This window comes from Streptomyces prunicolor NBRC 13075 (assembly GCF_000367365.1).
Classification (GTDB): Bacteria; Actinomycetota; Actinomycetes; order Streptomycetales; family Streptomycetaceae; genus Streptomyces; species Streptomyces prunicolor.
Genome location: NZ_BARF01000120.1, coordinates 1 through 18,811, shown reverse-complemented (window position 1 = coordinate 18,811; position 18,811 = coordinate 1). Strand labels below are relative to the sequence as shown.

Genomic DNA, 18,811 nt, shown 5'->3' with positions numbered 1-18,811 from the left:
CTACGAGCGGCGCCGCGGCCCCGGGGCGGCTCAGTCGAGTTCCGGCGGCGTGTCGCGGATCAGGTGCCAGGCGTCGACATCGACCCCCTTGTTCACGATGGCTCCCGTGTGAGCCAGGTGGACGAGGTGCGCGTAGGCCTCGCCTACCGCGAAGCGGCGGGCCGTGCCCAGCATCTGCGGCCAGGGCCGGCTCCACCGTAGTCCCGCCGTGACGGCTGCCGTGTCCGCGCCGGGCTCCGCGCGGACCACTTCGATCACCTCGGCCAGGCGGTCGCCGTGGTGGCGCCTCAGGTCGTGCACGCGCTGTTTCAGACCGGCGAACCGGTACTCGTGCGCCGGCAGGACCTCGGCGTCGTCGTAGTCGGTCAGCAGGAGCAGCGAGGACAGGTAGTCGCCCAGCACGTCGTCCTCGACGCCCGGCAGCGGGCTGATGTTCGGGGTGATCCTCGGCAGGACGTGGTCCCCGGTGAGCATCACGTTCCGCTCCGCGTCGAAGAAGCAGACGTGCCCCGGTGTGTGGCCGGGGGTCCAGATCGCCGAGAGCGAGGATCCCGCACCCAGCGGCCGGTCGCCGTCCTGGATCAGCCGGTCGGGCACCACGTCGAACCGCTCGAACATCTCCGGACGCGGTTGTTCGGCGCTCGCCGGTTCGTCGCGGGGCACGCCGCGGCGGGCGAGCCAGGTGGTGTGGGCCTGGTCGTAGGCGTCGGGGCCGGTCTCGGCGAACTTCCGCTGCGGACGCGCGTCCGCCTCGTGCATCGCGATCCACGCTCCGCTGGCCTCGCGGACCCGGCGGGCCAGGCCGAAATGGTCGGCGTGCCCGTGGGTGACCAGTACGGCCCGGACGTCGCTGATGTCCCAGCCGGCCTCGCGGAGGCCGGCCACCAGTCCGTCCCAGGCGTCCTCGCACGGCCATCCGGTGTCGACGAGCGCGACTCCGCCGGCGTGGCCGACCGCGTAACTCAGCACGTAGCGCAGCGGGTTGTTCGGAAACACCGTCGGGATCGACCACAGGCCCGGCCTGACCTGCTCCACGGGGGGCAGAACGCGGTCCAGCCAAGCCTGGCGCTGGGCTTTCCCGGTGACAGTGACGCTGTCCGGCTCGTGCGGCACGCGTGGTCCCTTCGCTCGGTACGCCGGACTTCAGCTCCACGGAACTCGGCTGGAAGCACGCCGCACTGTTTCCTATCAACATACTTACCGTAAGGCTTTCCGTCCATGTTGTCCGAGCGTGCCTGGCCTGTCTGTTGGGTCACAGCCTTCGCCGCCGTCCCGGCTGTCGGACCGGGACGGCAGCGAAGGAGCCGGGCGGGGATGCGTCAGTCGGTCACCGCCGCGCCGCCCGTCGCCTGCGCGCGGCCATGCCGCATGAACAGGCTCAGCACGACGGCGATCACGCCGAACACCGCCGCACCCAGGAAGACGTAGGTGTAGCCCTTCCCGGCGTAGGCGGAGCCGGCACCCCCCACCACGTAGAGCGCGAGCACCACGGTGGCCAGCACCGGCGCGGCGCCGGAGGTGAGCGCGGAAGTCGTCGCCTGGAGCCCGCCGCTCACACCGGTCAGGCGCGGCGGAACGGCTTCGATGACCAGGTTCACCGTTCCCGCGTAGTAGAAGCCCGACGCGACCCCGAACAGCATCATGCTGATCGCGTACTGCCACAGGTGGTCGTGCGCCAACGCGACGACCACCGAGGCGACGGCCCCGATCACGGAACACATCAGGACGACCAGCCGTGGCGAGTGGCGGCGGCACAGGTAGCCGCCGAGCGGTCCGCAGATCATCGTCACGACACCTGTGAACAGCCCGAACAGTCCGGCGTGGAAGGACGACATGCCCATTCCGTACGACACTCCGCCGCCGGCGTGGCTCTCCAGCATCTGCGGGATCAGGAACCCGGAGGACGACGCGGGGACCGACGCGAACAGCGCGATCAGCAGCGAGGTCCGCAGCGCCGGACTGGACAGCAGCTTCATGTCGATCAGCGGTTCGGGCAGGCCGTTCTCCAGGATGACGAACCCGACGAACGACAGCACCGCGATCGCGAAGGGCACCAGCGTGCCGGCCGACGTCCACCCCTTGCTCGAACTCTGGGTGAAGCCGAACAGCAGCATGCCGATGCCGAGGGTGAGCAGGAACGCGCCGCCGACATCGATCCTGCGCTTGCTCCGGCGCCCTATGTCGGGCACGCCGAAGTACAGGACGGGTGCGAGGGCGAGCATGTAGAGGAAGCAGAACCAGAAGACGGAGTGGTAGCTGAACGAGCCCACCAGGGCACCGCTGATGATCGGCCCTATGGCGACGGCCACGCCGATTCCCGTCGCGCTCAGGCCGATCACGATGGGGACCATCCGCTTGGGCAGGTACTCGCGGAAGAACGCGTAGTTGACGCCGGGCATCGCGATGACGGAAGCCTGGAGGACCCGTGCCACCATCATCATCGGGAACGAGGACGTCAGCGCCCCGAGGAGCGAGCCGGCGAGGAAGAGCACCGCCGCCGCCAGGAACAGTCTCTTGTAGCCGAACACGTCGGAGAGCTTTCCGGCGAGCGGTTGGAGAGCGCTGCCGACCAGGAAGGTGATGGTCACGATCCACGGCAGTTGGCCGGGGGTGAACGGCGGGATCATGTTGTGCAGGATGTTGGTGAACATGACGGCGGAGAAGACCGTCGCCTCCATCATCAGCATCACCGCGACCGTGACCAGCACATAGTGCGCTGTGGATCGCTGCTTCGGCTGAGGGGAATCTTCCACGTCGGGGTGGGTCAGTCTGCCGACATCGGTCATGGCCTCTCCTTTGAGTACATGCGGTGCGGACGGGAACCGGCAGGCCGAGCCCCGGACGGGCAAGGAGGATCGGCCGCGGGGTGTTCGGAGCGGGGTGTGCTGCGGTGCGACGGCCCGGCAGGGGAGGACGCGCGCCCGGAGGGCGAGGACGAGCTCGTCCGGCGCCGCGTGTTCGGTGAGATCACCGGCTCCGTGCAGGGATGCGGCACAGAGAGGGATCGGGCATCCCTACATCATTTCGATACTTCGATGCATTTGCGTCGGTGGGCACAGTATTAGCCCACGGAAGCCGCGCACGCTAGTGTCGTGCGCATTACCGCAAGGCGTCCGATAACTCCGACGAATCAGCGGGTCCCGGCTCGCGGTCTGCCGGAGGGCCAGTCGGTGCGGCCGTGGCGTACGGACGACCGGAGAGGAGTTCCTGTGAAGGAGACCGGATCCGCCGCACAGTCGGCGGGGATGGACCACGCCCCGTCAGATCGCCGGGCGGAACAGGCCGAGGGTCACCCGCCCGACCTGGACGGCCTGTTCGACCTGCACCGATGGTCGCCGTCCGGCTTCCGCACCGTCGGCGCGAACATCGGCACAGCGCGGCTGTTCGGCGGCCAGGCCGTGGCACAGGCACTCTGCGCGGCGGGACGAACGGTCCCGGAGGGGTTCAGGGCGAACAGTCTGCATGCCCACTTCCTGCGCTCCGGAGAGACCTCGGGCGCGGTCGAATACCGGGTGGAGATCGTGCGGAACGGCACCACGTTCGCCACCCGCCGGGTTGCCGCCGTCCAGCAGGGGACGGAACTGCTCCAGCTCACCGCCTCGTTCCACCGGCCGGAGCCAGGGCTCACCCACCAGACGGCGGTGCTCGACGTACCCGACCCGGAGTCGCTGCCCACTCCGGAGGAGTCACTCCCGGACGCGCGGGGGCGGGAGTGGTACCGAGGTGTCCGAGCCCGGTTCCCGTTCGACATGCGTTTCGTCGGCGCCCCGCCGGGAGTGGCCGCCGGTACCACCGCTCCGCCACGCCACGGCGTGTGGTTCCGGGCACGCGAACCCCTGGGTGCCGACCCCCTCCTGCACGCCTGCACCCTCGCCCTGGTGTCGGACCTGTTCCTCCTCGCCGCGGCCCTGCCTCCGCACGGTCTGCGGATGGGTACGCCGGGGATGCTGGCGGTGAGCCTGGACCACGCCGTGTGGTTCCACGACCGCGCCTTCCGCGGCGACGACTGGTTCTTCTGCGCGCAGGAGGGGTCATGGGCCGGCGGCGGCCGGGCACTGTGCCGCAGTACGGTGTTCGACCGCCGTGGCACCCTTGTCGCGACGGTCGCGCAGGAAGGGCTGATCCGCGTCGGTCCACAGTCGGCGCGGTAGGCCCCGGCCCGCGTCCCGGGCGGCCGGAGCGGGCACCTCAGTCGCCCATGAACAGCGGACTGCGGTGCTCCCTCTTGGCCCGGATCCCCTCGTGGATGTCCGAGGTCGCCATCGTCACCGGCTGGGCCAGCGCCTCCCACTGAAGCGACGCGGCAAGCCCGTTGGCCGACTGCTCAAGCCCGGCCTTCGTCAGCCGGGTCGCGATCGGCGCGGCGCTCGCGATACGCCGGGCCACCTCAAGAGAGCGGTCCAGGGCGTCGCCCGCCACTTCGGTCACCAGCCCCCATGCGGCGGCCTCGTCGGCCCGCAATTCGCGCCCCGTGTAGAGGAGGTCCCGTGCGCGTGGCACGCCGACCGCCTCCTGGAGCAGCCAGGTCGCGGCCATACCGCCATGGGTTCCCAGGTAGACGAACGGAGTGCTGAACCTGGCGGAGGTACTCGCGTACCGCAGGTCGCACGCCAGGGCCAGGCACAGCCCCGCCCCGACGACGGGTCCGTTGACCGCGGCGATCACGGGGAAGGGCAGCTCCCTGGGCGCGAGCCAGGTCCGGTAGAACGGCAGCATCCGCTGCCTCATCCGGTCCGGCGTGTTGTCCCGCGCCGATCCCTGGTCGAGCCAGGAGAGGTCGGCGCCCGAGCAGAACGAACTCCCGGCCCCGGTGACCACGAGCACCCGCACGTCATCGTCCTCGGTGACCACGGCCAGCGCGTCCGACCAGGCGGCGGTCACCTCGGCGGTCATGGCGTTGCGCACGTCCGGGCGGTTGAGCGTGATCAGCCGTACACCCGGCGCCGGCTCTTCCAGAAGCACGGCGTCGTCCGAGCTCATCTCGACTCTTCTTTCTCGCGGTTGCCCCGCAGGTGGACGCTTTGCCGACCCGGGGCGGCGGGCCGACCGGCCCGGATCGGTGCCGCCCCCGCTCAGGCGCTCCGCGCCGGCTCGTACAAGGTCATCACCGGAGGTCGGCTGTCCATCGCCGGCGACATGTCGAGCTTACCGGCCGCCGCCGCCTCCCCGATGGCGCCCAGCACCGCGCCCGGGTCCTCGGCCTCGATCTCGTACAGGGCCAGGTGACGGTACTCGGCGGGCGGACCGGCCGGGGACGCCGTGAAGCGGGTGGCGCTCACAATGCCGGGTACGCGTTCCAGCAACTGCGGGATGTGCACCTGCTCATACCAGATATCGAACGCGGCCTCGTGTTCGGGGCCGGCGGCGTTGGTGTGGACGAGGAGGATGGCTTTGCGTGTCATCGTCGCATCCTTTGATGGACATCAATGTATCGACGCAAATCTAGGTGGGGGCTTGCTGTCGCGTCAATGAACCCCTGATGGGACAGTGCTCAGAAGTGTCGTGTCGCGGGCAGACGCGTCCTGAAGCTCCTGCCCCGCAGCCGTAGCGCCGCCTACGCCCGTCCCAGCACGCGGAGTTCGCGGAGAGCCTTCGAAACCAAGACCGGGACCGCCGCACCGGCACCTTCGTAGCCGTCGCTCACTGTCTGGCCGCCGAGGTACCGGGCGTGGACGCCTTCGAGGATCACGGCGAGCTTCATGGCGGAGAAGGCCATGTAGAACGGCAGGAGGCTCAGGTCCCGGCCGGTCAACCAGGCGTACTTCTCGGCCACTTCATAGCTGGCGGGGAAGCCCTGCTGCGTGGTGACACCCACCGCGACGGGAATCAGCTCGCGGTCCTTGTCGTCCTGGTCGTGCCAGTACGTCAGCGTCATGGCCAGATCGGCCAACGGGTCGCCCAGCGTGGAGAGTTCCCAGTCGAGGACACCGGCGATCCGGGGCGGCCCATCGAGGTCGACGATGGTGTTGTCGAGGCGGTAGTCGCCGTGCACGATCGAGGCGTCGGAGTTCTCCGGTACATGGTCGGCGAGTCGGTTCAGGAGTACGTCCATGTCCGGGAGCCTGCGCGTGTGCGAGCGGCGCCACTGCTCGCCCCACCGGGACACCTGGCGTGCGCAGTAGCCGTGTGGCCGTCCGAAGTCCGCCAGACCGACGCTCTCTGGGGCGATGCTGTGCAGGTCTGCGAGGGTGTTCACCAGACCGTCGGTCAGCGCCGAGCGTGCCTCGGGGCTGAGCCCGACGGAGTCCTCTGCCGTGCGTATGACCAAGCCGGGTACCTCGGCCATGACGTAGAAGGGGCAGCCGAGGACATCGGGGTCCGTGCAGAGCGCGAGTGTCCGGGGCACGGGCACGTCGGTTCCCGCGAGCGCGGTCTGGACGCGGTACTCACGCTTCATGTCGTGCGCACTCGGGAGCACTTCACCGAGGGGCGGTCGTCGGAGGATGACGGTTCCGTGCGGGAGCCGCAGCCGGTAGGTGATGTTCGACAGCCCGCCGGAAATCAGCTCGGCCTGCCAAGGACCCTCGTCCAGCAGATCGGGCAGCGTTTCCCGCAGCCACTTCTCGATGTCCACGGCCGGCAGACCGGGCAGATCGGTGCTCATGACTGAACTCCGCTTTCCTGTACGGCGGTTGTGCCGGCACGGCGTGCGGCCCGCTTGGCGATCGACATTCGGTGTGCCTCCGAGGCTCCGTCGTAGATACGGAAGGCGCGGATGTCGGCGTAGATACGCCCGATGACCAGGTCCTCGCTGGTGCCCAGTCCTCCGGCCAGTTGCACCGAGCGGTCGACGACCCTTCCGACGGCCTCGCTGATGAAGACCTTGGCGCGCGACGACGACTCGGTGCCCTTACCGCCCTCGGCTACCTCCCAACAGGCCTGCCACAGCAGCGCCCGGGCAGCGACCAGGTCGATCTCGTTGTCGGCGATCATCTGCTGTGCCATCCCGAGATCGGCAAGCCGCTGCCCGAACAACTCCCGGTCGACCGCACGCGAAAGAGCGATCTCGTGGGCGCGCCGGGCGGCGCCGAGCCACCGCATGCAGTGGGTGAGACGGGCGGGCGCCAGCCTGACCTGTACGTACCGGAAGCCCAGCCCGGCTTCGCCGAGCACGGCGTCGTCCGGCACGAACACGTCCTCGAACAGCACCCGGCAGTGGCCGCCGACCATGGTCGAGTCGATGGTGCGGGCGTGTTCCTTCACTGCGAAACCGGGAGTGTCGGTGTCGACCAGCAGCATGGTGGCTCCGCCGCTCTCGCCGTCGCGCGCCATGACGATCGTGAACGCGGCCCCCTCGGCTCCCGTGATCAGGTGTTTCTCACCCGAGATACTCCAGCCGCCGGGGACCTTCGTCGCCAAGGTGCGTACGGCGGACGGGTCGGAGCCCGCTCCGGGCGGCGGCTCGGTCATCGCGAAGCAGGAGCGGATGTCACCGTTGACGAGGGGGACGAGGTACTTCTCCCGCTGAGCGGGTGTGGCCACCACATCGAGCAGGTGGATGTTGCCCTCGTCCGGGGCCGCGCAGTTGAGGGCCAGCGGGCCGAGCAGACTGGTGCCGGCCTCCTCCAGGAGGACCGCCGCCTCGTCGAAGCGGAAGCCGCCACCGCCGAGGTCCGCCGGTGCCTGCGGCGCCCAGATCCCGGCGGTCTTCGCCGCCTGCTGCAACTCGCGGCGCAGACCGTCGTCAAGGCCGTTCGCGAACGCCTCCTGCTCGCGCGGGACGACCACGTCCGTCACGAACTCGGCGATCCTGTCGCGCCACTCCACCACTCTGGGCGCAAGAGAGAAATCGAAGGACATCTACGGTGACTCCGTCCGGCTCGTCATGTCGTTGCCCGGGCCGTGTCCGGCCCCGGTTCCCCCGGCGGCGGTCATGCACGCCACAGTGTTTCTCCAGGCCGGGTGACCACGATGTTGGGCACCGCGGCATACCGCGACAGGCGGCACAGCGCCACGGTGAGTTCCGCGATGTCCGAGACCTGGATCATCGTGGCGGGGTCGACGCGGTCGTGCACCCAGGCCGCCATGTCGGTGTCGACGTATCCAGGTGACAGGGCCGTCGCGTTCACGCCCCGGGCACCCTCGGCGGTCGTGATCGATTCGCAGAGGGAGATCAGGGCCGCCTTGGTGGCGCCGTACGCCGCAAGGCCCGGCTCGCTCACGACTCCCGTGATGGACGCGATGGCAATGATCTTCGCCCCCGGCCCGGACGGCGCGGCACCGGCCGTACGAAGCGCGGGCAGGAGCCGCTGGGTGAGCTGGAAGGTACTCCTGAGGTTCACGGCCATCATGGTGTCGAGCTTGTGGAGGGGGTAGGCGGCCAGTTCCCCGCCCGTTCCCATACCCGCGGCCAGCACCAAGACGTCGATGCCGCCGTGCAGTTGGAGATGCGTGTCGGCCAGAGCCTCGACCTGCTCCGGGTCCGCCATGTCCGCGGACGCGGTCTCCACCCGGCCCCCATGGACGCGCAGTTGGTCGGCGGTGTCCTTGAGCGGCCCGTCGGCGCGCGCGGACAGGGTGAGATCGAATCCCTCTTCCGCGAGCCGCTCCGCGATGGCTCTGCCGATTCCGCGGGATGCGCCGGTGACGAGCGCGGTACGCCGGACTGCCATGGCCCTCCTTCTAAGCTAATGGTCGTCAGCTCGGATCCTGATCGTTTGATCAGGAAGCTGTCAAGGGGCCTGAGTGATAAGCCACACCACGGGAGCTAACGATCAGTAGCGGATACCCTCGACTCATGACTGAGGCGCTGCATGACGAAGACGGGTCGCGCTGGGCGGGACGGGATGCCGGCCAGCCGGAGAGGCAACAGACCGTCGACGCGCGGACGATCTCCGCGGCGGCGCTGAAACTGTTCGCCGAGCGGGGCTACCGTGCCACGACGATGTCCGACATCGGCGCGGCGATCGGTATCCGCGGGCCGAGCCTGTACCGCCACGTGACCTCGAAGCAGGTACTGCTCGGGGGGATCATGGTCGACACGATGCGGGCACTGATCGCCGATCAACAGGCGGCGCTCGACGCCGGTGGCGACGTGCCCCTGCAGCTGCGACGGATCGTCGAGGCGCATGTCCGCTATCACGCGGCACATCGCGAGCAGGCGTTCGTGGGCAACCGTGAGATCGAGAACCTGGAACAGCCCTACCGCGACCAGGTGCTGAGGCTGCGCCGGACCTATGAGCGGGGACTGCGCACCGTCATCGAACGGGGGTGTGCCGAAGGCGACTTCACCGTCGCGGAACCCCGGCTCGCCTCGTACGCGATTCTCGACATGGGTATGGGGGTCTCGGCCTGGTTCCGTCCGGACGGGCCTCATGGCGCCGAGCGGATCGCGTACGCGTACGCCGACTACGCGATCCGCATGCTCACCGGCTGGTCGTCGTCGGACGGTGCGACGACCGCCGACGCGTGACGGTGTGTGTGCCGCTGTCGTCGGCACACACACCGTCCTTGTCCATGCCTACTGCCGGCCGATGCGGGCGTACACCTCGGGCTTCGTCTTCCGGTAGACGAGCGCCAGGACGATGCCCGCGACGAAGATTCCATATATGACCGCGAACATCGTGTTGGCGAGTGTCTGCGAGCCGCTGATCAGCAGGTTGAAGTTCTGGGTCGCCAGGACCACGGAGACGGCGAGGCCGGCGAGCGCGAGAGCGGGAGCGATGACCGAGTTCCAGGGATTCGCCCCGGCCACCCGGTTCCGCCTGAGGTAGACGGGAACGGCGACGCCGGTGACCAGGAGCAGGACGATGAGCGCGTAGCCGAAGATCCCGACCAGTACGGCGTACAGCTTCGAGGGGTCGGTACCGAGGGCGACGAAGGGGGCCAGCCCGAGCAGCGACAGGGCCGTCATGGTGAGGGACGCGCGGTGCGGGGAACCGTGCCGGCTGTGCACCCGGCTGAGGGAGCGGTGCAGGATGCGGTCGGCGCTGAGGTTGTACATGTAGCGCGACGTGATGTTGTGGGCCGACAACAGTGCGGCGAAGATGCTCGTGTTGAGGAGCACGGTCACGAGGTCCACGGTGACGCGGCCGCTGTATGTCTGAAGGCTTGAGATGAACGATCCGGTGGGGTCGGTGGCCGTGGCGGCCACGACCTTGTCGGCGCCCACGGCCTGGATCATCACCCACGCGCCTCCCGCGTACAGGACGGTGACGAGGCCGATGACGAGATACGTCGCTCGGGGAACGGTGCGGTCGGGATTTCGCACTTCGTCGCGGAAGATGGTGGTCGCCTCGAATCCGCCGAAGCATGTGATGCCGTAAAGGAGGGCGATGCCGACCGAGCCGGAGAATATGGCGTGCGGGGTGAACGACGAGGCGCCGAGACCGGAAGCGCCTCCCTGGAACACGACACAGGCGTCGTACACAAGGACAACGACGATCTCACAGACCAGAAGTGCGGAAAGAATCTTCGCCGAGAGATCGAGCTTGAGGTATCCCAGCATTCCGACGATTGCCGTCAACAGGAGAACCCACACCCACCACTTGATATCGGGTCCGTGATAGGTGTCGTGCACGAGTGATTCCAGTACGAGGCCGCCGTACGCGTAGCTGCCGATGACCATGAAGTAGTAGCAGAGCAGCGCGACGAACGAGGACCCCAGACCCACGACCCGTCCGAGACCTGCCGTGATGTAGGCGTAGAAGCCCCCGGGGTTCGGCAAGTGCCGGGCCATGGTGGTGAATCCGGCGGCGAAAAGGGCGATGATCGCCCCGGCGGCGACGAACGCCATGGGTGCGCCGAGGCCGTTTCCGTAGCCGATGACCACCGGGAGAAAGCCGACGACGACAGCGAGCGGAGCGTTGAAGGCGAGCACCGTGAAGAGCAGATGGGCGGTGCCGAGGTTTCCTCGCAGTTGCGATTCCTGCGGTGATGACGCCGTGGGAGTTTTCGGCTCATTCGCCGCTGACACAGAACTCATGTGCACCCTCTCTGATGATGGCCCCGACCCCCTGCTGGGGCATTGGCGAATCTTGTCGGCCCAGTAATGGGTTACTGAAGCGGCCTGTCAAGGTTTTCGGGAAAATTCACGAATTCTGGGGACCGGAATGGAGAGTGCGGGTCTGCTTCCGGGGGTGGGTTGACAGCCTGGTGAGGCAGTCCCACAGTGGACCACTAGTTGGTCATCTGATCAGGTCGTTAGATTACGATGGCGTTCGCCGCTCCGCAAGAGGTCTGTGCATCCTGTCTCCGCCGATGCCGTGGGTGTCGAGCACGTCGGCTCAGGCCTGCGGCCCGGATCGGTGGGCGCCCGAGTCGCCGCGAGGAGCGTCATGTCGATTCAGCCGCAGACCATGTACTCGGAGGGGTTCGTCGCACCGGGTTTCGAGCCGCTACGGGAGGCGTTCGACCGGAACTTCGCGCAGCTCGGGGAGGTGGGGGCGTCCTGCGCGGTCTATGTGGACGGCGAGCTGAAGGCCGACCTGTGGGGCGGACGCGCCGACATCGTCACCGGGGGGCGATGGCGGGCGGACACGGTCGGGCTGGCGTACTCGGTGACGAAGGGCGCCACGGCGATCCTCTGTTGCCTGCTGGCCGACCGGGGGGAACTCGACCTCGACGCTCCCGTCGCCCGCTACTGGCCGGCCTTCGCGAGCCGCGGGAAGGACGGTGTCACGGTCCGGATGATCCTCGCGCACCAGGCCGGACTGCCGGTTCTCGACGGCCGGTTCACTCGCGCGGAGGTCCTCGCGTACGGCGTCGCGGCGCGAGCGCTCGCCGAACAGAAGCCTCTATGGGTGCCGGGCACCGACTTCGGCTACCACGCCCTGACGTACGGCTGGCTTCTCGACGAGGTGGTTCGACGTGCCACCGGCCGGACGATCCAGGACCTGTTCGCCAGTGAGATCGCCGGCCCGCTGGGCCTCGACTTCTTCATCGGTCTGCCCGACGGTGTGGAACGCCGGGTCGCCGCGCTGGTCGACGACCCGCTGTCCGGTCGCCCCGCTGCCTCGCCCGACTCCTCGCTCGCGGAGCGGATTCCCGATCCGGAGCTGAGGCGGGCGATCGGCGCCGACCGGAGAGTTCCGGCGGACCTGTCGTCACTGCTGGTCCGAGCGATGACCGCCAACGGTGCGCTGAGGACGCCCGATGCCGACGAGTGGAACACCCCGAGCGTCCGCAGAGCCTCCCTTCCCGCGGCGAACGGCATCACCAACGCCCGCTCCGTGGCGCGGCTTTATGCCTCCTGCGTCGGCGCGGTGGACGGGCGGAGGCTGCTGGGCGAGGACGTGATCACGGCCGCGACCGCCGAGCGAAGTGCGGGGCGTGACCGGGTGACCGGACTGGAGGCGAGGTTCGGCAGCGGGTTCATGCTGCCCAGCGCGGGGGTGCCGATGCTGTCCGGGAGTTCCTTCGGGCACGAGGGTGTCGGTGGGGCACTCGGGTTCGCCGACCGTGATGCCCGGGTCGGCTTCGGATATGTGCAGAACCTGCTGAAGACGGAGATGACCGGAGGCCCGGATCCGCGCGTCGCGGGACTGCTAGCGGCGCTGCGCGATGCGCTGGACGGCTGAGCGCTCCGCTGGCTGTGTCGATGTGCAGCTCCATCGCGGGGGCGCTGTGCCGTCGATCGTCCGCGGTGCCGTCGTGGCTGGTCGCGCCCATCGGCGGAGCCGCGTATGGATACGGCCGCGCACGCCTTCAGGGCGCTGCCGAACCGCAGCGGACTTCGCTCGAGCCGCTGGGACCGGGTCGGCCGTCGGCGCCTTCGGTGTTCTCCGGGCATTGACACGCGGAAGTGCGGCACGCATTCTGATCGTACGATCAGGTCATTTGATCAGAAGTCCTCGCCGTCGACCCCATTGGAGGTCGCGGCTCGGAGGACACCATCCCTGGCCCTCAGTCGACAGAGGACGGTCATGACTCATCTTCAAGGCGGCGATCCCACGGTCGTCATCGTGGGCTCGGGTTTCTCCGGGCTCTGTGCCGCCATCAAGCTCAAGGAAGCCGGGATCGACGACTTCGTCATTCTGGAGAAGGACTCCGATGTCGGCGGCACCTGGCGGGACAACACCTACCCGGGCGCGGCCTGCGACGTACCGAGCGTGCTGTACTCCTACTCCTTCCGCCAGAACCCGGACTGGACACGGCACTTCCCGTCCTGGGACGAACTCCACGCCTACCTGCGGCAAGTCGTCGACGTCTACGAACTCGGCCCGCACCTCAGGTTCGGCGTCGAGGTGGAGGAGATGCGCTTCGACGACACGACCGATACCTGGACCGTGGTCACAGGGGCGGGTGAGTCGATCCGGGGCAGGTTCGTCGTGAACGCGACCGGGGTGCTGAGCAAGCCGGTGGTGCCCGAGATCTCCGGCCTGGAGAGCTTCGACGGAACTGCGTTCCACTCCGCCCGGTGGGATCACGACCACGACTTCGCCGGGCGCCATGTCGCGGTGATCGGAACGGGTGCGAGTGCGGTTCAGTTCGTTCCCCACCTGGCCGAACAGGCCGAGAAGCTCTATGTGTTCCAGCGGTCACCGCACTGGGTGACGCCTCGTGGCGACGCGGAGATCCCCACGCGCCGGCGCCGTCTCTACGGTCGGCTGCCCCTCGCGCAGCGGCTGCGACGCTGGGCGACGTACTGGGAGTTCGAGACGCTGGCCCGGGGTTTCCTCGGACACCCCAAGGTCGTCGAGCGCTACCGGCAGCGAGCGCTGGACTTTCTCAAGGAGTCCGTGCCCGACGAGGCGATGAGGGCCGCACTGACCCCCGACTACGCCCCCGGGTGCAAGCGCCGCCTGGTGTCCGACGACTGGTTCCCCGCGCTTCAGCGGAGCAACGTCGAACTGATCACGACGGGCCTGCGCGAGATCACGGCGGACGCGGTCGTCGCAGCGGACGGCTCGCCGCGCCGGGTCGACACCATCGTCTTCGGCACCGGGTTCGCCGCTACCGACTTCCTCGCCCCGATGAAGGTGTTCGGGCGGGACGGTGTCGAGATATCGGACGCCTGGAGGGACGGAGCCGCCACGAAGCTGGGCATCTCGGCCTCGGCGTTCCCGAACTTCTTCATGATGCTGGGCCCGAACACCGCACTCGGGCACAACTCGATGGTGTTCATGATCGAGGCGCAGACCCGCTACATAGTCGGCGCCATCAAGCACGCGCGCGTGAAGGGGATACGGGCTCTCGAACTCCGCCCGGAGGTACAGGCGAGCGCCTACTGGAGGACTCAGCGGCTGATGAAGAAGACCGTCTGGGTGTCCGGCGGTTGCCGCAGTTGGTACCAGTCGGCGGACGGCCGCATCGACACGCTGTGGCCGGGTACGACTGTCTCCTACTGGTGGCAGACGAAGCGGTTCAAGCCCCGTGACTATCGGTCGGGGCAGGGAGCGACGGCTAGCGGGACCGCTTAGACGCTTACCGGCCGGGCCTGTTGACGGAACCTGCTCGGCTGGTCATGAGTGACGGAGTGACGCCGTACCGGCATGTCATGGATGCGGCTCGATCGGAAGGTATCCCTACCCAGATGCGACTTGTGCTCATCGGCCCTCCTGGCGCAGGCAAGGGCACCCAGGCAGCCATCCTCCGCGACGATCTAGGCGTCCCGCACATCTCAACCGGTGATCTGTTCCGTGATCACGTCAGCCGTCGGACAGCTCTGGGGCAGGATGCCCAGCGGTATCTCGACACGGGTGAGCTGGTCCCCGACCACATCACGGGCGAGATGATCCGCCGACGGCTGGTGGAACCGGACACGCGGCGGGGTTTCCTCCTCGACGGCTTCCCGCGAACTGTGCGACAGGCGGAGGCACTTGGGTCGATGCTCCCCGGCGCGGACGGCGGGATCGACGCCGTCCTGGAGTTCACCGCTCCCGAAGACGTCGTAGTGGGAAGGCTGTTGGGCCGTGGCCGTGCGGACGACACCGAGCAGGTCATCCGGCACCGGCAACAGATCTACCGCAGTCAGACCGCTCCGCTCCTCGCCCACTACGCGGACAGGCTGCTGACGATCCAGGCCGTCGGCTCGGCCGAGCAGATCGGCGAACGGGTGCGGACGGCACTGCGGCAACGGGGCCTTGCGGCGAGTGAGGACGAGAGCGCGGCGCGGCCTTGAACCACATCCTGTCGGCCGTGTGATCCGCCGGTCGCGGCACCGGGCCGGCTGACTCTCTCGCCTCGATCCACCCGCCGGGCGACGGCGAACACCATCGTTGAACTTGTGAGGGCAACACCATGGGTCTGACCACACTCGAACCGACCGCGTCCGTGGATGACGTCTGCGACGTGATCGCGCGCGACGGCGGCGTGATCGTGAAGGATTTCATCGACAGCGAGCTCTTCGACGCGATCAAGGCCGACCTCCTGCCGGAGCTGGAGCGGGTCGGCTGAGGTCAGGACGAGTTCGCCGGAGCCAAGACGCGTCGACTCGGCGCCCTGTTCAAGCAAAGTCCTCGCATGACCGACCTCATCACCCCCCCCGCTGTTCTACGGTGCCGCGGAGCGCTACCTCCAGCTCCCGACCCCGGTGTGGTTCGGCGATGAGCGCGCGGAGCTGGTTCCGAACATCCAGATCGGCGTGACGCAGCTCATCGGCATCCACCCCGGCGAGGGCTCCCAGCCGCTGCACCGGGACGACGCGGTCTGGCAGTGGCGCCACCCGGAGGGCGGTCGCCAGGCCCGGGTGCAGATCATGCTGGCCGTCACCGACTTCACCGCCGACATCGGCGGGACACTGGTGATCCCCGGCAGTCACCTGTGGGACGACGAGCGCGGTCCCCGCCAGGAGGAGACGGTCCCGACCGGGATGACGGCGGGATCCGCGCTGATCTGGCTGGGGGGCGACCTACCACGCCGGCGGAACCAACAACACCGACATCTCCCGGACCGGGCTGACCCTGACCCTCGACCTGGCCCACCTCCGGCAGGAGGAGAACCAGTACCTCTCCGTGCCCCTCGACGTCGTCAAGCAGTTGCCGGACCGTGTCCAGCGCCTCCTCGGCTACGAGGCGAGTCCGCCGTTCATGGGCTGGATCGAGGTCGACGGTGTGATGACCGACCCGCACCACGTGCTGGAGGACGACCCGTCCTCTGCCCGGACCGCGGTGACATACGAGTAACCGATGGCCCATGGCGGAATGCCCGGGGGCTTGTCCGCTCGATGAGGGTCGAGCGGACAAGCCCCCGTCCACGTTCTTGGCGGCCGAACTGCTGGGCGGAACAGGGACGTTCGGGCTCCTGCCCCGGATCAGCCGTGCACGCGATGAGTGCGGCCGGCCCACTCCGGCTCGCGCAGGGCGAACTTCTGGATCTTCCCGGTCGAGGTCTTCGGCAGTTCGGCCACGAGGTCGATGTTCCGGGGCGCCTTGTATCGGGCGATCTTGGTCCGGACGTGCTCGATCAGCTCCGCCTCGGTGGCCTGCTTCCCCGCTTTGAGGACGACGAAGGCCTTCGGCCGCTCTCCCCATTTCTCGTCCGGCACCCCGACCACGGCGACTTCGAGGACCGCCTCATGGCTCATCAGTGCCTGCTCCACCTCGATGGTGGAGATGTTCTCGCCGCCGGAGATCACCACGTCCTTGGCACGGTCACGCAGCTCCACATAACCGTCGGGGTGCATGACGCCGAGGTCGCCGCTGTGGAACCATCCGCCGGCGAAGGCCTTGGCGGTGCCCTCCGGGTCGCGGTAGTAGCCCGCCGTCACGTTGTTGCCCCGCATCACGATCTCGCCCATGGAACTGCCGTCGGCCGGTACGTCGACCATGTCCTCGTCCACCACGCGCAGGCCCTCGGTCTGGATCATGCCGACGCCCTGACGGGCCTGGACCACTGCCCTTTCGTCGGATGGGAGGGCGGACCAGTGCGGTTGGGCCTGGGAGACGGAGTACGGGCCGTAGGTCTCGGTCAGGCCGTAGACGTGCACGATCCCGAAGCCCATGCGTTCCATCTGCAGGATCGTCGTGGGGCTCGGCGGCGCACCCGCGGTGGTGATCACCAGCGGGTGGTCGAGGGGGCCGGCCTGCGCCGCGTTCAGGATCGTGGTGACCACGGTCGGTGCCCCGTTGAGGTGGGTGACCCGGTGCTCACGGATCTGCTGCCAGATCGCTTCGCCGCGCACCTCGCGCAGACATACGTGCGTCCCGCCGATGCCGGTCACCGCCCACGGCGTGCACCAGCCGTTGCAGTGGAACATCGGCAGGGTCCACAGATAGACGCTGTCCTGATGGTGAGAGGAGTGGACGATCTCCCCGAACGAGTTCAGGTAGGCGCCTCGGTGGGTGTACACAACGCCCTTCGGGCGACCTGTCGTCCCCGAGGTGTAGTTGATGGAGATCGGCGTGAGCTCCTCCTCGACCGACCAGTTCAGCTGCTCGTCCGAACCACGGGCCGTGAAGTCGGCGTAGCTCACCAGCCGCGATCCGATCGCCGCGGCTGCCGCGGGATCCACGCTCCCGCCCGCCTCGGTGTCCTCGAACACGATGACTTCGGTGACCGTCGTGACGTCCTGGACGGCGGCTGCGACGGTGGGGAGGAAGGCCGCATCGGTGACCAGAACCTTCGCGCCGGAGTGATCCAGAATGTAGGCGATCTCCTCGGCGGAGAGCCTGGTGTTGACGGCGACGAGCACGGCCTGGGCGAGCGGTACCGCGAAGTGCGCGACGAGCATCTCGGGCAGGTTCGGCATGAGATAGGCGACCCGGTCGCCGGCCTGGACACCGCTCGCTCGAAGCGCGTGGGCCACGCGGGTCGCCCGGGCAGCGACCTCGCCGTAGCTCAGGCTCCTTTTCCCGTAGATCACTCCCGGCTTGTCGGGCCATACGCGGGCGGTTCTCTCGAGGAAGGACAGTGGAGTCAACGGGGTGTGGGAGACGGCGTTCATGAAAGGTCCTCCTGGCAGCAGCGACAAGAGTTGGCGGTGGCTCGGCCACGGTATTCAGCACACATGCCCAGGTCAAGTGACTTGATCAAATGATCAGGTTCTTTGCCGGCGGAGAGGGGTCCGTCTGGATCCGGACCAGAGGCCTGCTCGCCGCCGCCGGTGGACGTCTAGACTGCGAAGTGACTTGTTCATATGACTCAGACAAAGGATCAGGGAGGTTCTCGAATGGCTCGCGTTCCGATGGATCAGCGCCGACAGGACTTCATCGAGGCGACGGTGCGTGTCATTGGCGAGCGTGGGACGAGGGGGGCGACAACCCGTCGTATCGCGGAGGCGGCCCAGGCGCCGCTGGCTACGCTGCACTACGTTTTTCATACCAAGGAGCAGCTGTTCTTCGCCGTTTTTGAACATGCTTCGGATCAGTTGCTCGAACGGATCAGTGCGAGCAAGGGTGGCTCCGGGCTGGGGAAAACCGCCGCGTCCCTCCTGGACACCACGATGAGCTGGTACATGGAGAACGACGATTACGCCCGTGCGCAGTTCGATCTGTACATGTGGGCGCTGCGGCAGGAGGACGTGCATCCGGGACTGGCCAGCCGGGCCTACGACCTGTTCATCGACCGCTTCGCCGATGTGCTCCGGAAGCATCTCGCGGACGACGACGACCCAGAGCTCGTGGAGCCGCTGGCCCGGATTGTGGCGTCGCATCTTGATGGCCTCTGTCTGCAATGGCACGGATACCGTGACCGCGCCCGGCTGGACGCCGACGTCGCCCTGGCGGGGGAGGCGATCGAGCTGCTGGTGGAGTCGCGACGTGGCCGGAGGCGAGCATAGGGAACTGAGTTCCCTGCTTGGTGACACTCGGCGCCGAAAACCTTCTTGATTGTGGCACTCAGTGCCCCTAATGTAGGGTACTCAGTACCGTCCTGTCAGTTCTCTCGAAGGTTGTGCCCGTGGGCCGCGATGTCGACCTGTACCGCCCGTCGG

Annotated in this window: 17 protein-coding genes and 1 pseudogene; 9 read left to right on the top strand and 9 right to left on the bottom strand. The window is 68.1% G+C overall.

The genetic code is table 11. The features are described from left to right. Positions 1 to 30 precede the first annotated feature (30 nt). Together SPR02S_RS47245 and SPR02S_RS47240 are read right to left on the bottom strand one after the other, a co-directional pair. The gene (locus SPR02S_RS47245; protein ID WP_019064057.1) at positions 31 to 1,113 is read right to left on the bottom strand and encodes an MBL fold metallo-hydrolase; all 1,083 of its coding nucleotides are present in this window, start codon (positions 1,111 to 1,113) and stop codon (positions 31 to 33) included. Positions 1,114 to 1,319: 206 nt separating this feature from the next. Continuing rightward, positions 1,320 to 2,786: an MFS transporter gene (locus tag SPR02S_RS47240; protein ID WP_019064056.1), complete on the bottom strand. Its 1,467-nt coding sequence runs from the start codon at positions 2,784 to 2,786 to the stop codon at positions 1,320 to 1,322. A gap of 423 nt (positions 2,787 to 3,209) precedes the next feature. Here SPR02S_RS47240 and SPR02S_RS58005 point away from each other — a divergent pair, with 423 nt between their 5' ends. Next, positions 3,210 to 4,151, top strand: coding sequence for an acyl-CoA thioesterase (locus SPR02S_RS58005; protein WP_019064055.1), 942 nt, complete (start codon positions 3,210 to 3,212; stop codon positions 4,149 to 4,151). 37 nt (positions 4,152 to 4,188) lie between these two features. Here the strand turns inward: SPR02S_RS58005 and SPR02S_RS47230 are convergent, their stop codons facing one another. From SPR02S_RS47230 to SPR02S_RS47210, 5 genes are all read right to left on the bottom strand, one after another. Beyond that, positions 4,189 to 4,980: an enoyl-CoA hydratase/isomerase family protein gene (locus tag SPR02S_RS47230; RefSeq protein ID WP_019064054.1), complete on the bottom strand. Its 792-nt coding sequence runs from the start codon at positions 4,978 to 4,980 to the stop codon at positions 4,189 to 4,191. Between the two features lie 92 nt (positions 4,981 to 5,072). Continuing rightward, entirely contained in the window at positions 5,073 to 5,402 is a 330-nt protein-coding gene (locus SPR02S_RS58000; RefSeq protein ID WP_019064053.1) for a DUF4286 family protein, read from the bottom strand. Positions 5,403 to 5,554: 152 nt separating this feature from the next. Continuing rightward, positions 5,555 to 6,604 (bottom strand): phosphotransferase family protein, encoded by a 1,050-nt coding sequence (locus SPR02S_RS47220; protein ID WP_019064052.1) that lies wholly within the window; start codon positions 6,602 to 6,604, stop codon positions 5,555 to 5,557. Beyond that, a complete protein-coding gene (locus SPR02S_RS47215; protein ID WP_019064051.1) occupies positions 6,601 to 7,800 on the bottom strand; it encodes an acyl-CoA dehydrogenase family protein in 1,200 nt (399 codons plus the stop codon). Before SPR02S_RS47215 ends, SPR02S_RS47220 begins: the two co-directional genes overlap by 4 nt. A 71-nt stretch (positions 7,801 to 7,871) precedes the next feature. Further along, positions 7,872 to 8,612, bottom strand: a complete 741-nt coding sequence (locus SPR02S_RS47210; protein ID WP_019064050.1) for an SDR family NAD(P)-dependent oxidoreductase — start codon at positions 8,610 to 8,612, stop codon at positions 7,872 to 7,874. Positions 8,613 to 8,737: 125 nt separating this feature from the next. On the opposite strand from SPR02S_RS47210, the gene SPR02S_RS47205 reads away from it, so the two are divergent. Further along, positions 8,738 to 9,412 (top strand): TetR/AcrR family transcriptional regulator, encoded by a 675-nt coding sequence (locus tag SPR02S_RS47205; protein ID WP_019064049.1) that lies wholly within the window; start codon positions 8,738 to 8,740, stop codon positions 9,410 to 9,412. A gap of 48 nt (positions 9,413 to 9,460) precedes the next feature. Here the strand turns inward: SPR02S_RS47205 and SPR02S_RS47200 are convergent, their stop codons facing one another. Continuing rightward, the gene (locus tag SPR02S_RS47200) at positions 9,461 to 10,924 is read right to left on the bottom strand and encodes an APC family permease (RefSeq protein WP_026151528.1); all 1,464 of its coding nucleotides are present in this window, start codon (positions 10,922 to 10,924) and stop codon (positions 9,461 to 9,463) included. Positions 10,925 to 11,276: 352 nt separating this feature from the next. On the opposite strand from SPR02S_RS47200, the gene SPR02S_RS47195 reads away from it, so the two are divergent. The 6 genes and pseudogenes from SPR02S_RS47195 to SPR02S_RS65390 all read left to right on the top strand — a co-directional run bounded on the left by SPR02S_RS47195 (position 11,277) and on the right by SPR02S_RS65390 (position 16,064). Next, positions 11,277 to 12,518, top strand: coding sequence for a serine hydrolase domain-containing protein (locus tag SPR02S_RS47195; RefSeq protein WP_019064047.1), 1,242 nt, complete (start codon positions 11,277 to 11,279; stop codon positions 12,516 to 12,518). Positions 12,519 to 12,863: 345 nt separating this feature from the next. Then, on the top strand, positions 12,864 to 14,360 hold the full coding sequence (locus SPR02S_RS47190) for a flavin-containing monooxygenase (protein WP_019064046.1): 1,497 nt from the start codon (positions 12,864 to 12,866) through the stop codon (positions 14,358 to 14,360). 113 nt (positions 14,361 to 14,473) lie between these two features. Then, positions 14,474 to 15,061, top strand: coding sequence for an adenylate kinase (locus SPR02S_RS47185; RefSeq protein WP_019064045.1), 588 nt, complete (start codon positions 14,474 to 14,476; stop codon positions 15,059 to 15,061). A 119-nt stretch (positions 15,062 to 15,180) separates the two neighbouring features. Further along, positions 15,181 to 15,336, top strand: a complete 156-nt coding sequence (locus SPR02S_RS65400; protein WP_019064044.1) for a hypothetical protein — start codon at positions 15,181 to 15,183, stop codon at positions 15,334 to 15,336. Between the two features lie 136 nt (positions 15,337 to 15,472). Further along, positions 15,473 to 15,721 (top strand): annotated as a pseudogene (locus tag SPR02S_RS65395) (phytanoyl-CoA dioxygenase family protein); the annotation flags it as partial. A 172-nt stretch (positions 15,722 to 15,893) separates the two neighbouring features. Next, on the top strand, positions 15,894 to 16,064 hold the full coding sequence (locus SPR02S_RS65390; RefSeq protein WP_019064042.1) for a hypothetical protein: 171 nt from the start codon (positions 15,894 to 15,896) through the stop codon (positions 16,062 to 16,064). Between the two features lie 128 nt (positions 16,065 to 16,192). Here SPR02S_RS65390 and SPR02S_RS47165 read toward each other — a convergent pair whose 3' ends face one another. Next, positions 16,193 to 17,824 carry a long-chain-fatty-acid--CoA ligase gene (locus tag SPR02S_RS47165; RefSeq protein WP_019064041.1) on the bottom strand — a complete coding sequence of 544 codons (1,632 nt, stop codon included), beginning with the start codon at positions 17,822 to 17,824 and terminating at the stop codon, positions 16,193 to 16,195. Between the two features lie 225 nt (positions 17,825 to 18,049). Between SPR02S_RS47165 and SPR02S_RS47160 the strand changes: the two genes are divergently transcribed. Continuing rightward, positions 18,050 to 18,658 (top strand): TetR/AcrR family transcriptional regulator, encoded by a 609-nt coding sequence (locus SPR02S_RS47160; protein ID WP_026151526.1) that lies wholly within the window; start codon positions 18,050 to 18,052, stop codon positions 18,656 to 18,658. The last annotated feature ends 153 nt before the right edge of the window (positions 18,659 to 18,811 follow it).